The sequence below is a fragment of the Hydrogenophaga sp. genome (genome assembly GCF_019264445.1).
Classification (GTDB): domain Bacteria; phylum Pseudomonadota; class Gammaproteobacteria; order Burkholderiales; family Burkholderiaceae_C; genus Hydrogenophaga.
In genome coordinates this window covers 71,186-84,208 of record NZ_JAHVAB010000058.1, presented here as the reverse complement: position 1 = coordinate 84,208, position 13,023 = coordinate 71,186, and the positions used below count along the sequence as shown (strand labels likewise).

The window sequence follows — 13,023 nt, the reverse complement described above, 5'->3', positions numbered from 1 at the left end:
AGGCGTTCAAACCGCCATGATGTCTTGCTCTTTGGATGCCACCAGGCGATCCACCTCAATGATCATGCGGTCGGTCAGCTTCTGAATGTCTTCCTGCGACCGTCGATCGTCATCCTCAGACGCCAGCTTGTCTTTGACCAGCTTCTTGACAGATTCATTGGCATCGCGCCGAAGGTTGCGAATGGCAATCTTGGCAGACTCACCTTCGGTACGAACCACTTTGGTGAGTTCCTTGCGGCGCTCTTCCGTCATCGGCGGCATCGGAACGCGAATAAGGTCGCCCTGGCTGGAAGGATTCAAACCAAGATCCGACTCACGGATAGCCTTCTCAATCTTGGCGCCCATGCCCTTTTCCCACGGAGCGACGCCAATGGTGCGGGCATCAAGCAAGGTGAGGTTGGCCACCTGCGACAGCGGCAGCATGGAACCGTAGTACTCCACATGCACGGTGTCCAGCAAGGCGGGGTTCGGACGGCCTGTGCGCACTTTGGTCAAACTGTTCTTGAGCGCTTCCACCGATTGAAGCATCTTGTGCTCAGCGGTTTTGCGGATGTCGTCGGTGCTCATGAAAACTCCTCAATGCTGCAAAAAACGGAATACCACACTGTCACCCTTACACGTGAACCAGCGTGCCCTCGTCGCCCCCCTGCACCACCTTGCGAAGTGCACCGGGCTTGAAGATGGAGAACACCTTGACCGGAAGCTTCTGGTCGCGGCAGAGAGCGAATGCCGTGGCGTCCATGACCTGAAGGTTCTTGGTCATCGCTTCATCGAACGAAATCGTGGTGTACCGGGTCGCATCGGGATCCTTGTTGGGGTCCGCGCTATACACACCATCGACCTTGGTGGCCTTGAGAACAATCTCCGCGCCAATCTCCGCGCCTCTGAGGGCTGCGGCCGTATCGGTGGTAAAGAACGGGTTGCCAGTACCTGCAGCAAACACCACAACTTTGCCCTCCTCCAGATACTGCAAAGCCTTGGGGCGCACATAGGGCTCAACCACCTGTTCGATCGCGATGGCAGACATCACGCGGGCCACCAAACCGGCCTTTTCCATGGTGTCGGCCAGCGCGAGCGAGTTCATCACGGTGGCGAGCATGCCCATGTAGTCGGCTGTGGCACGGTCCATCCCGACCGAACCGCCCGCCACACCACGAAAAATGTTCCCGCCACCGATCACGATGGCGACCTGGACACCCAAACGAGTGACTTCGGCAATCTCCTCCACCATGCGCACGATGGTGGCCCGGTTGATGCCGAAAGCGTCATCGCCCATGAGGGCCTCACCCGACAGTTTCAACAGAATCCGTTTGTAGGCTGGCATGCGGCAACTTTCAGGAAATCGATAAACAAAGATTCAGCCGGCAAGTGTAGCGAGGAGGTCGAGCCCGCCTGCTGGTCACGAGCGTAAATTAGCCTCACAAGAAGCAACGGGCCTTGCGGCCCGTTGCTGTCTTCAGTCGGCGTGTGAGATCAGGCGCCCTTGGCGGCCGCCACCTGCGCAGCCACTTCAGCTGCGAAGTCGTCAACCTTCTTCTCAATGCCCTCGCCGACCACATAAAGGGTAAAGCCCTTGACGTTGGTGCCCGCTGCCTTGAGCATGGCGCCCACGGTCTGCTTGCCGTCGGCGGCCTTCACAAACACCTGGTCAAACAGCGATACCTCTTTAAGGTACTTCTGCACGGAGCCTTCCACCATTTTTGCCACGATATCGGCAGGCTTGCCGGATTCGGCGGCCTTGGCAGCCGCGACAGAGCGCTCACGCTCGATCAGCTCCGCAGGCACGTCAGCAGAGGTCAGCGACACAGGCTTCATGGCGGCAACGTGCATGGCGACGTCTTTCGCCGCCGTGGCATCACCCTCAAACTCAACCACGACGCCAATGCGGGTGCCGTGCAGATAACCCGCCAGCTGACCCCCATTGGCCCAGCGCTTGAAGCGCCGGAACGACATGTTTTCGCCGATCTTGCCGATCAAACCCTTGCGCACATCCTCCAGGGTCGGACCGAAACCGTCCTGGCTGTAGGCGAGCACCCCAAGGGCGTCCAGATCGGCCGGGTTGTGCTCGGCCACCAGCTTGGCCGCGGCATTGGCCAGCGCGAGGAAGCTGTCGTTCTTGGTCACGAAATCGGTTTCGCAGTTGACTTCGATGAGGGAGCCCGTGCTGCCGTTGATCACGCTGGCAACAACGCCTTCGGCGGTGACGCGGCTGGCGGCTTTGCCGGCCTTGGTACCCAGCTTGACGCGCAGCAGCTCTTCAGCTTTCGCCATGTCGCCATCGGCCTCCGTCAGAGCCTTCTTGCATTCCATCATCGGAGCATCGGTTTTGGCGCGCAACTCGGCGACCATGCTTGCGGTAATTGCCATTTTCATTTCTCCATTCACTGCAGTGCCTCACCGGCGCAGCAGTCAGTTATCAAAATCGGTTTGTCTTGTGAAAAAGGGGCTACGCGAGCCCCTCTTTCATGCAGGAGCCACGCTCAGGCAGCAGCGTCTTCCTTGACTTCCACGAACTCGTCGGCGCCTTCTGCGGCCACCGCCTTGACGACATCGTTCACCGCGTTGCTGCGGCCTTCAATAATGGCGTCAGCAATACCGCGGGCATACAAAGCCACTGCGCGAGCCGAGTCATCGTTGCCAGGGATCACATAGTCAATGCCCACCGGAGAGTGGTTGGTATCGACCACGCCGACCAGCGGGATACCCAGCTTCTGGGCTTCAAGCACCGCGATCTTGTGGAAGCCCACATCGATGACGAAGATGGCATCGGGCAACGCGGTCATGTCCTGGATGCCGCCGATGTCCTTCTCGAGCTTTTCCATTTCGCGAGCGAACATCAACTGCTCTTTTTTGGTCATGCTGTCCAGGCCGGCTTCCTTCTGGGCTTGCATGTCCTTCAGGCGCTTGATGGAAGTCTTGACGGTTTTGAAGTTGGTCAGCATGCCGCCGAGCCAGCGCTGGTCCACGAAAGGCACGCCGGCACGACGGGCTTCCTGCGCGACGATGTCACGCGACTGCCGCTTGGTGCCCACCATCAGGATGGTGCCGCGGTTGGCGGACAGCTGACGCACAAACTTGGCCGCGTCCTCGAACAAAGGCAACGTCTTTTCGAGGTTGACAATGTGGATTTTGTTGCGATGGCCGAAGATGTACGGCGCCATCTTGGGGTTCCAGAAGCGGGTTTGGTGACCAAAATGGACACCGGCTTCCAGCATTTCGCGCATGGAGATAGACATGAGTTAACTTTCCAGAGGTTGAGTCTAAAATCCAGCCCCGATTGCCATTACGTCTCGATACACATAGCGTCGACGCGTTTCAGGCAACACCCGGTTGGGCTGGTTTGCGATTTGCCTTGCACCGTCTTGTGAACACTTAAGATCACGTTGGGCAGGTGCAAAGCCCATCGATTATAGCAGTCCCGCTGATCACTCTCTCCCCCTCGGATAGCGCGCTTTGCCGCGCGAACTGATGCCTTTTCGCGCCCCAACCTTCATGCCCGCTGTTCCGCCGCTGCCTGAACGCAGCAAGCCATCGCCCCGATTCGTGCGCCAAGCCGCACTCGATCACGCCCCGGTCGAGGTGGCATCTTGAAAGTCGCGGTGATCGGAGCGGGCGTCGTGGGCACGGCGACCGCGTATGAGCTGGCGCTGGATGGACATGAGGTGCATGTCTTCGAGCGCCGAAGCACGGTGGCGGAAGAGACCAGTTTTGCGAGCGGCGCCCTGGTGGCCGCGGGCTGGACTGCCCCCTGGTCGCAGCCTGAGCGGCGCCTTCGCATGCCTTGGTCGTCGTCCGCTGACGGACTCAAACTTGCCCGCATCCCCCGTGTCGGCGAATGGCGCTGGTTGTGGCGCTGGCTGCAGGCCGGTCATGGCGCTCGCCAGGCAGCGCACCACATGCAAAGCCACCAATTGATGCGTTACAGCCAGGAACGCCTGCTCGCCATGACGGAGGAGCGCGGCCTCGATCACGATCGGAGCCAGGGCATGCTGGTGCTGTGGCGCAGCGCTCGCGCAGCTGATGAGGCCCGACCCGCGCTTCAGCAACTGAAAGAACTCGGGATCGCGCACCGGGAGCTTTCGGCCGATCAGGCGCGCGCGCTGGAACCCGCCCTCCATCCAGACACACCTTTGCACGGCGCGGTGGAACTGGCGGGGGACGCCGCAGCCAACTGCAGAGAATTTGCGCTGGCGATCCGGGCGCAGGCGCAGCATCTGGGGTGTCGCTTTGCGTTCGATACCGTGGTGCAGGCGATTGAACCGCGGGTTGAAGCAAAGGGAGTGGCTTTGCGGCTTTCCCCGAGCAAGCAGACCGCAGAAGCTTCATCGGCACCTGAAAACGAAACGCAGACATTCGATGCTGTGGTCGTTTGTGCAGGCGTGCAAAGCGCACGGCTTTTGCAGCCGCTGGGCCTTCGCTTGCCACTGCAATCCGTACACAGCCACTCGCTCAGTGCGGCCGTTCGAGAGCCGCTCGACGCGCCCACGTCAGCCGTGCTGGACGCACGGCATGGCGTCTCCATTGCCCGGCTTGGTCAGCGCATTCGGGTGGCCGGTGGCAGCGAATTCGGTTCTGTGCCGGGGCAGCTGTCCAAAGCGGCCCTGCGACAGCTCTACGACGTTTTGAACGACTGGTTCCCCGGTGCGGTTCGACTCGGCGGTCCGAGAGGCAGCATTCAGGAGTGGCATGGGGCGCAAGCCACCTTGCCCGACGGCCCACCCCTGCTCGGCGCCACGCGGCACACCGGCGTCTGGCTTAACGTGGGCCATGGACCGGCGGGCTGGTCGATGGCCTGTGGCACAGCACGGGTGCTGGCCGACCAACTGGCAGGCCGCGACACCGACATCGACGTCGGCGGCTGCTCGCCCCAACGCTACGGCCTCTGAGGCTGGCGGGCACACCACGTGCCGCCAGCCCGATCGTGATGAAATGACCCGCTGCAACTTGCGTCGCAGGCCGCTGCTCCGGCCTCGACTCACCTTACACGGACACGTCAATCATGGGCATCCATCACATGCTGCCACCGAGTCACATGCGGCAGATCACGGGCGACTGCCGAGAGGCCTTGCATGGCGAAGCAGCGACGCGCCGTGTGGAACAACTTGCGTCCTCCACGCTGCCCCCTCACACACTGATGACCCGCGCGGGCCACTCGGTAGCCCGGCTGGCACTCGCGATTGCGCCGCATGCTCGCACGATCTGGATCGCCTGCGGTCCCGGCAACAACGGTGGCGACGGATTGATTGCTGCCATGCACCTCCATCGCATGGCGCTGCGCAATGGCAGTTCGTGCAAGGTGGTGGTGACGCGCACAGGCAAAGACGAAGCGCAGTTGCCCAGTGACGCCCGTCAGGCGCTGCACGCTGCGCGTGAAGCGGGTGTGGTCTTTGGCGACCATCCCCCGGAAACCTTCGATCTGGCCATCGATTCGCTTTTCGGCATCGGCACGACACGCCCCTTTGAAGGCGAGACAGCTTCCTGGCTCGCTGTGCTTCGAGCGAGCTGCCAGCCCGTGCTGTGCGTCGATCTGCCCAGTGGGCTGCACGCCGACACGGGCACGCTGACACCGCTCCCTTCGTCCCGCAGCACTGTCCTGCCCGGCCCGAGATACACCCTGTCGTTGCTCACGCTCAAGCCCGGTCTGTTTACGGGTGCCGGACGCGACGCGGCGGGCGAAGTGTGGTTCGATGACCTGGGGACAAGCGGGAACACCAGCCTTGAGCCGGCGGCTTGGCTGTCCGGCTTTCCATTCGAAGAAAGCGCCGCCCATCAGAGAACCCATGCCAGCCACAAAGGCAGTTTTGGCGATGTCTTTGTGATAGGCGGCCAGAGCATCGCAACGCACGGCGCAGGCATGACGGGCGCCGCCATCCTCGCAGCCAGGGCCGCTCTGCATGCAGGCGCTGGACGCGTGTTTGTCGGCCTGCTGAACGAGGCCAGCGACAGCAACCTCCATTGGGACCCGGCCTGTCCCGAACTCATGTTTCGTCACCTTGAACGCCTGCTGGAGGCCAGCGCCCTGAGCGAGGCCACTGTCGTGTGTGGCTGCGGTGGCGGCACCGCCATCGCCCCCGTCCTGCCACGCGTTCTCTTGGCCGCTCGATGCCTGGTGCTGGATGCCGACGGGCTCAACGCTGTGGCCGATGATCCGGCGCTTCAACTGCTGCTCAGCCAGCGCAAAGACAGAGACCTGGTGACGGTGCTCACGCCTCACCCGCTGGAGGCCGCGCGCCTGTTGAACATCACAACGGCCGATGTGATGGGCGATCGCTGGAATGCGGCACAAGGTATCGCTGAGCGCTTCGGCGCGATCTGTGTGCTCAAGGGCTCAGGCACTGTGATGGCCGCGCCAGGCGCGAATCCGCTGGTGAATGCCAGCGGCAACGCCAGGCTGGCCACGGCGGGCACGGGCGATGTCCTTGCCGGGATGATTGGCAGCGCACTCGCACACCCCGGAGAACCGCGATCACACGCCCTGGACAGCGTGGCCAGGGCGGTCTATCAACATGGGTGGCTGGCCGATCACTGGAACGGACCCACGTTGAGCGCAAGTCGCCTGGCGGATCTCGTGCGAACCATCACCTGATGACGCGTCAGCCCAGCAGCATCAAGCCGACCTGCAGCAAGATGATCAGCACCAGCACCGACAGATCCACGCCGCCCACCAGCGGAACGATGCGTCGCAGGGGTCTCAAGATCGGGGCACACAGCCGATCCAGCGTGCCCATCACCGGCGATTGGGGTTGCACCCAGGACAACACTGCGTAGCCGATCAACAAAATCATCAGCCCCTGCAACACGGTGCGGATCAGGATGCGCACAGCCATGGTGATCACCGTGGTTGCCATCGCCACGGCGGACCCCGGCGCTGCCGACACGCTGGCGGCCAGCAGAAGCCACAGCGCGCCGAAGGCAAGTGCGAGCAATACGGCAGCCAACAGGCTTCCCCAGTCCACACGGCTCTGTGCAAGGGCGCGCGGCAACAGCCGGCGCAGCGGTGCGACCAGCCAGTCGGTCACCGCAATGGCAAACCTGCCCGGCTGCCCCGACATGTTGATCCGCAAGTGGTTCATCCATGCGCGCAGCAGCGCACACGCCACCAGAAAGAAGAACAGGGTTTCAAGAAGGAAGAAGACGATGCGCATAACGTGGTGAAAAAAGTAGAAGCCGTTTCAGGCATGCGAACCCGCAGAGGCGGCCTTCACGACCCTCATTCGCTGGCCAGCCGCAACGGCGGTCGAGGGACCCGAGGATCGGGTTCGAGCCCGCGGGTCAGCCTCTCCATCGCAGCGGCTCTGGAGGCCTCCAGAAAGTCCAGCATGATGGGCGAACTGTCGGCCAGGGCATCCCGCCCGTGGTGAAACTCCGGGTGCCATTGAACGCCGCGCGCGTAGGTATCGCCCGTCCAGCGAATGGCCTCCACCATGCCATCCAGCGTCGACACCGCTTCAACCACGACACCCTTGCCCAGCTGCGCCACCGCTTGATGGTGAATGCTGGTCACCCGAAGTTGAGAGGCGTTGGGGTACAGCTTCGTGAGCGCAGTGCCCTGCAAAAAGGTCACGTCGTGCTCCAACTGGTCGTACAGGTCGGTGTCCACGTGGGCGTGGGCGGCCGGGCATTGTGTGGGAATGTCCTGGTAGAGCGTGCCGCCAAAAGCCACGTTGAGCAGTTGCGCGCCGCGGCAAACACCCAGCACCGGCTTCTTCTGTGCAAGAAAAGTTCTCAACAGAGCCAGCTCATACCGATCCCGCACGACATCGCCCTGCCAGCGCGGGTCCATCGGCGTCTGTCCGTAGGTCTGCGGCGCCACATCCGCTCCGCCTTGCAACACCAGGGCATCGAGCTCCTGCACCACCTGCTCCACCTTCAAATGGCGCGCAGCGTGTTTGCTGTCGTGGGCCACAGCAGGCACCATGAAGGCCACCGCGCCATGCTCCATGATCCAGTGCGCCAGGGACTGCTCGATATACTGAAGAATTTTGTTGCGAAACCCGAGTTCCTGAGGCGCCTGGTGGAGCAAGCGCGCTGACACGCCAATCCTCAAGGCGCGGTCAATGGGCATGGATGCAGGCTCGCGCCGTCGCACGGCCGCAGCCTTGACGGGTTTGCTTGCAGCGACTTTGGAAGAATCCGCAGAACTTGGCATGTGGGATTGCAGCTCCTGTTTCAACGGCGGCTTTTGCGCGACTGACTCGCCGTGCTGCGCGCCCCACTGCGCTCGCCCTTCTTGCCCGCTGCCTTGCGACCCGCGGACTTCGAATCGACCGGGGACACAGCGGACTGGCGGGCCTGAGCGCCCGTCTCGCCGCCCCTGCCTCGACGAGCCTTGCCCGAGCGAGCTGGTGCGACGGCGGTATCCGTGGCGTTGGGCTGCCCGGTCTTGTCGCGCATGGCTCGCAAGACAAGGTCATCGCTGCCGCTGACCAGACGGAAATCAATCCGCCGGCCGTCAAGATCCACGCGACTCACCTGAACCTGCACGCGACTGCCCAGGGCATATCGAATGCCCGTCCGCTCGCCGCGCAGCTCCTGTCGAGCTTCGTCAAAGCGGAAATACTCGCCCCCCAGTTCTGTGATGTGCACAAGTCCCTCGACATACATCGCGTCGAGCGTCACGAATAGGCCGAAACTCGTGACAGAGGTGACCACGCCGCTGAACTCCTCCCCGAGGTGCTCGCGCATGTACTTGCACTTCAACCAAGCCTCAACGTCGCGACTGGCCTCATCGGCACGTCGCTCGTTGGCACTGCAGTGCAGACCGGCCGCCTGCCAGGCCAGCGTGTCGGCCGAGGGCTTCTTGACGACCTCGCCCGCCACCGGTGGTCTCACGCGGCTGGCCAGACGCTTGCTCAGCTTGGCATGCGCCTCACCGGGTGTGGGCAGCGCCGGCAGTTCGTAGCGCTTGCGCGCGAGGATCGCTTTGATGACACGGTGCACCAGCAGATCCGGGTAACGGCGAATCGGGCTGGTGAAGTGCGTGTAGGCGTCAAACGCCAACCCGAAGTGTCCGCTGTTGATCGGCGTGTAGATCGCTTGCTGCATCGAGCGCAGCAGCATGGTGTGAATTTGCTGCGCTTCAGGGCGGTCCTTCGTCGCCAGCGCGATTTGCTGGAAATCCCCTGGTTTGGGGTTGTCGCCAATCGTCTGCGAGACGCCCATGGCCTTGAGGTAATTGCGCAGGATTTCCTGCTTTTCGGGTGTCGGACCCTCATGCACGCGGTACAAGCCGGTGTGCTTGCCCTCCTGAATGAAGTCCGCAGAGCACACGTTCGCCGCCAGCATCGCTTCTTCGATCACCTTGTGCGCGTCATTGCGGGTGCGCGGAATGATCTTCTCGATACGACCGGATTCGTCACACACGATTTGCGTCTCTGTGGTTTCGAAGTCCACCGCGCCACGCTCGCCCCGGGCCGCCAGCAGCGCCCGGTAGACATCGTGCAAGTTCAAGAGATACGGAACGAGCGCCTTGCGCTGAGCCGCTTCAGGCCCACGCGTGTTCTGCAAGATGGCAGCCACTTCGGTGTAGGTGAACCGGGCGTGGCTGAACATCACTGCGGGGTAAAACTGGTAGGCGTGCACCTCGCCCTTGGCATTGACCAACATGTCGCACACCATGCACAGGCGCTCCACACCAGGATTCAGGGAGCACAGTCCGTTGGAGAGCTTCTCTGGCAGCATAGGAATGACGCGACGCGGAAAGTACACGGATGTTGCGCGGTCGTAAGCGTCAATGTCGATGGGAGAGCCGGTTTCCACGTAGTGGCTGACATCGGCAATCGCCACCAGCAGTCGCCAACCTTTGCCCTTGCCCACCTTGGCGGGTTCGCAATACACGGCATCGTCAAAGTCGCGTGCGTCCTCACCATCGATAGTGACCAGTGGCACATCGCGCAGATCCACCCGGTTCTTGTGGTCGGCAGCGCGCACATGGTCAGGAAGCGCACGCGCCTGGGCCAGCGCGGCATCGGAGAATTCGTGTGGCACGCCGTACTTGCGCACCGCAATCTCGATCTCCATGCCCGGATCGTCAATTTCGCCCAGCACCTCCTTGACGCGCCCCACGGGCTGTCCATACAGCGCGGGCGGCTCAGTGAGCTGCACCACCACGACCTGACCCGGCTTGGCAGCGCCCGTCGCTCCCTTCGGTATGAGCACATCCTGTCCATAGCGCTTGTCTTCCGGCGCCACCAACCACACACCGCTCTCCTGAAGCAGTCGGCCAATGATGGGGGAGTCGGAGCGCTCGACGATCTCGGTCACTCGGCCCTCGGGGCGCCCCTTGCGATCCAGCCGGACGATTCGTGCCTTAACGCGATCTTTGTGGAGGACCGCCCGCATTTCGTTCGAGGGCAGGTAAATATCGGCCTGGCCATCGTCTCGGACCACAAAACCATGTCCGTCTCGATGACCTGACACGACACCTTCAAATTCGGCCAACAGGCTGTTTTTTTCGTTCACTTTTTCTCTGCTATAATTGCGGTTTTCCTGAAATGCCCAGGTGGCGGAATTGGTAGACGCACTAGTTTCAGGTACTAGCGAGTAACATCGTGGAGGTTCGAGTCCTCTCCTGGGCACCAATCATAAGGGCTTGCAAACGTGACGTTTGCAAGCCCTTTTCTTTTGCGCTCATCGCGCTGCCGCTCGCACCGATCAACACCACCGAGGGTTGTTGCTTCATCTTTTGAAGCACTCATTGAACGGGCTGCGGCTCACACGCCAGCGATTCGACGGTGGTCACACAGGCATCGCCACAAGGTCGTGACCTTGCGCCGCCACGATTCGCGCCTTGGTGAATTCACCCACCTTCATGGTCTTGCTGATCTTCTCCGGCGGCAGGAGCCGCACGACGCCGTCGATCTCGGGCGCATCGGCATAGGAGCGCCCCACACCGCCTTTTTTACCCAAGCCCGGCGCGGAGTCCACGAGCACCTGCATCGTCGCCCCGACACGCTGCCGCAGCTTGTCGGCAGACACCGCTTCGGCCACCGACATGAAGCGCGCGCGGCGCTCCTCACGGAGCGCGTCCGGCACGGCATCCGGCAACGCGTTCGCCGTGGCGCCCGGCACCGGTGAGTAGGCAAAGCAGCCAGCGCGGTCAATGCGGGCTTCGCGCAGGAAGTCCAGCAGATGCTCGAATTCCGTTTCCGTTTCCCCAGGGAACCCCGCGATGAAAGTGCTTCGCACCACAATTTCCGGACACAACTCGCGCCAACGGGCGATCCGCTCCAGGTTTTTTTCGCCACTGGCTGGCCGTTTCATGCGCTTCAACACATCCGGGTGGCTGTGCTGCAGTGGCACGTCAAGGTAGGGCAGACACAGCCCTTCGGCCATCAACGGAATGATGTCGTCCACATGCGGATACGGATACACGTAGTGCAACCGCACCCAGGCGCCATAGCCTTTGGCGATCTCGCCCAGCGATCGAACCAGATCGAACATTCGCGTCTTCACGGGTTTGCCATCCCAGAAGCCGGTGCGGTACTTCACATCCACTCCGTACGCGGACGTGTCCTGGCTGACCACCAGCAACTCCTTCACACCCGACTCGAAAAGCTTGCGCGCCTCGGTCAACACATCACCAATCGGACGGCTGACCAGGTCACCGCGCATCGATGGAATGATGCAGAAGGTGCACCGGTGGTTGCAACCTTCGCTGATCTTCAAGTAGGCGTAGTGCTTCGGTGTCAGCTTGATGCCCTGCGGAGGCACCAAGTCTACGAACGGATCATGAGGCTTCGGCAAGTGTTCATGTACCGCGCTCATGACCTCGTGTGTGGCATGCGGTCCGGTGACTGCCAGCACACTCGGGTGCATCTGCCGCACCAGATTGCCGCCACCCTCCCCTTCACGAGCGCCCAGGCAACCGGTCACGATCACCTTGCCGTTCTCGGCCAATGCTTCCCCGATGGTGTCGAGGCTTTCACGAACGGCATCGTCGATAAAGCCACAGGTGTTCACGATCACGAGATCGGCACCGGCAAAGGTCTTGGAGGTTTGGTAGCCCTCCGCACTGAGTTGCGTGAGGATCAATTCGGAGTCGGTCAGGGCCTTGGGACAGCCAAGACTGACAAAACCAACTTTGGGTGCTGCGGTGAGCGACGGGGCAAGAGTTTCGGACATGCCCTGATTGTCTCAGACACGCCCCGAAAGAGCTGAGTCAGGGCTCAGCGCTTGAGGCCAAGAGCTGCCAGCATCTGCTCGCTGTTCTTCTGCATCTGCTCCTGCATCTGCGTGAATGCGTGGCGCGACTGCTCAAGATACGTGCCCATCATGCCCTGCATCATGGGTGACTGCACGTTCATGAACTGCTTCCAGGCCTCCGGATTCGCGCCAGTGGACTGCTCAGTCATCTTGTGCTGGAGGTCCATGAATATCTGGACGTTCTTTTCCAGGTACGCCCCCATAAAGTCCTGCATGGCATGCCCGTAAAAACGAATGATGTTGCCCAGCACCTGTTCGGTGAAGATGGGCACTCCCGCCGTTTCTTCCTCGAGGATGATCTGCAGCAGAATGCTGCGCGTCAGGTCGTCGTTGGTTTTGGCATCACGCACAACAAATACTTCGCTCTCCATCACGAGCGACTTCACTTCGGCCAAGGTGATGTAGGTCGACGTGTCCGTGTCGTATAGGCGCCGGTTCGGATACTTCTTGATCACGCGCACGGCTGGGGCACGATCGCTGCCGCTACCGGCCTTGGATTTTTGCACTGCAGGACTTTCAGTATGGAATGGGACACGCTCCCGTGGTCTGAAGGGAGCATACGGCACATTCTAAAAACCACGCCCCGGCCTGCGGGCATGGGTTTTCCCTGTGCAAAGGCATCCAGGAGGAACGCTTCAGACGAAAAAAAAGCAGACACCAGAGGAGTCTGCTTTGCATTTCAGGGGATCACCCCTGGGGAACGGTTTGGTAGGCGCGATTGGACTCGAACCAACGACCCCCACCATGTCAAGGTGGTGCTCTAACCAGCTGAGCTACGCGCCTACAAACGATTCGAAGCCTCGCAGTATAGCAGGATTG

11 protein-coding genes and 2 tRNA genes are annotated in these 13,023 nt (G+C 61.6%); 3 read left to right on the top strand and 10 right to left on the bottom strand.

Translation table 11 applies throughout. From position 1 onward, the window contains the following. Positions 1–6: 6 nt before the first annotated feature. The 4 genes from frr to rpsB all read right to left on the bottom strand — a co-directional run bounded on the left by frr (position 7) and on the right by rpsB (position 3,236). Positions 7–567 (bottom strand): ribosome recycling factor, encoded by a 561-nt coding sequence (gene frr, locus KXJ60_RS11355; RefSeq protein ID WP_291127264.1) that lies wholly within the window; start codon positions 565–567, stop codon positions 7–9. 46 nt (positions 568–613) lie between these two features. Beyond that, positions 614–1,324, bottom strand: a complete 711-nt coding sequence (gene pyrH / locus KXJ60_RS11350; protein ID WP_291127262.1) for a UMP kinase — start codon at positions 1,322–1,324, stop codon at positions 614–616. A 149-nt stretch (positions 1,325–1,473) separates the two neighbouring features. Then, positions 1,474–2,367: a translation elongation factor Ts gene (gene tsf / locus KXJ60_RS11345; RefSeq protein ID WP_291127261.1), complete on the bottom strand. Its 894-nt coding sequence runs from the start codon at positions 2,365–2,367 to the stop codon at positions 1,474–1,476. A 113-nt stretch (positions 2,368–2,480) separates the two neighbouring features. Next, on the bottom strand, positions 2,481–3,236 hold the full coding sequence (gene rpsB / locus KXJ60_RS11340) for a 30S ribosomal protein S2 (protein ID WP_291127259.1): 756 nt from the start codon (positions 3,234–3,236) through the stop codon (positions 2,481–2,483). Positions 3,237–3,587: 351 nt separating this feature from the next. On the opposite strand from rpsB, the gene KXJ60_RS11335 reads away from it, so the two are divergent. Together KXJ60_RS11335 and KXJ60_RS11330 are read left to right on the top strand one after the other, a co-directional pair. Then, positions 3,588–4,886 (top strand): FAD-dependent oxidoreductase, encoded by a 1,299-nt coding sequence (locus KXJ60_RS11335; protein WP_291127257.1) that lies wholly within the window; start codon positions 3,588–3,590, stop codon positions 4,884–4,886. A 113-nt stretch (positions 4,887–4,999) separates the two neighbouring features. Continuing rightward, complete coding sequence (locus tag KXJ60_RS11330) at positions 5,000–6,586, top strand: NAD(P)H-hydrate dehydratase (protein WP_363318041.1); 1,587 nt, start codon at positions 5,000–5,002, stop codon at positions 6,584–6,586. A 7-nt stretch (positions 6,587–6,593) separates the two neighbouring features. On the opposite strand, the gene KXJ60_RS11325 is transcribed toward KXJ60_RS11330, so the two are convergent. The 3 genes from KXJ60_RS11325 to rnr all read right to left on the bottom strand — a co-directional run bounded on the left by KXJ60_RS11325 (position 6,594) and on the right by rnr (position 10,461). Further along, on the bottom strand, positions 6,594–7,145 hold the full coding sequence (locus tag KXJ60_RS11325; protein ID WP_291127255.1) for a YggT family protein: 552 nt from the start codon (positions 7,143–7,145) through the stop codon (positions 6,594–6,596). Between the two features lie 65 nt (positions 7,146–7,210). Beyond that, entirely contained in the window at positions 7,211–8,065 is an 855-nt protein-coding gene (locus KXJ60_RS11320; RefSeq protein WP_291127254.1) for a type 1 glutamine amidotransferase, read from the bottom strand. Between the two features lie 104 nt (positions 8,066–8,169). Continuing rightward, complete coding sequence (rnr, locus tag KXJ60_RS11315; RefSeq protein WP_291127252.1) at positions 8,170–10,461, bottom strand: ribonuclease R; 2,292 nt, start codon at positions 10,459–10,461, stop codon at positions 8,170–8,172. A 34-nt stretch (positions 10,462–10,495) separates the two neighbouring features. Between rnr and KXJ60_RS11310 the strand changes: the two genes are divergently transcribed. After that, positions 10,496–10,580: transfer RNA gene (locus KXJ60_RS11310), tRNA-Leu, on the top strand. Positions 10,581–10,737: 157 nt separating this feature from the next. Here the strand turns inward: KXJ60_RS11310 and rimO are convergent. The 3 genes from rimO to KXJ60_RS11295 all read right to left on the bottom strand — a co-directional run bounded on the left by rimO (position 10,738) and on the right by KXJ60_RS11295 (position 12,987). Further along, positions 10,738–12,123, bottom strand: coding sequence for a 30S ribosomal protein S12 methylthiotransferase RimO (gene rimO / locus KXJ60_RS11305; RefSeq protein ID WP_291127250.1), 1,386 nt, complete (start codon positions 12,121–12,123; stop codon positions 10,738–10,740). 44 nt (positions 12,124–12,167) lie between these two features. After that, positions 12,168–12,710 (bottom strand): polyhydroxyalkanoate synthesis repressor PhaR, encoded by a 543-nt coding sequence (gene phaR / locus KXJ60_RS11300; protein ID WP_291127248.1) that lies wholly within the window; start codon positions 12,708–12,710, stop codon positions 12,168–12,170. A gap of 200 nt (positions 12,711–12,910) precedes the next feature. Further along, a tRNA-Val gene (locus tag KXJ60_RS11295) sits at positions 12,911–12,987 on the bottom strand. Positions 12,988–13,023 lie beyond the last annotated feature (36 nt).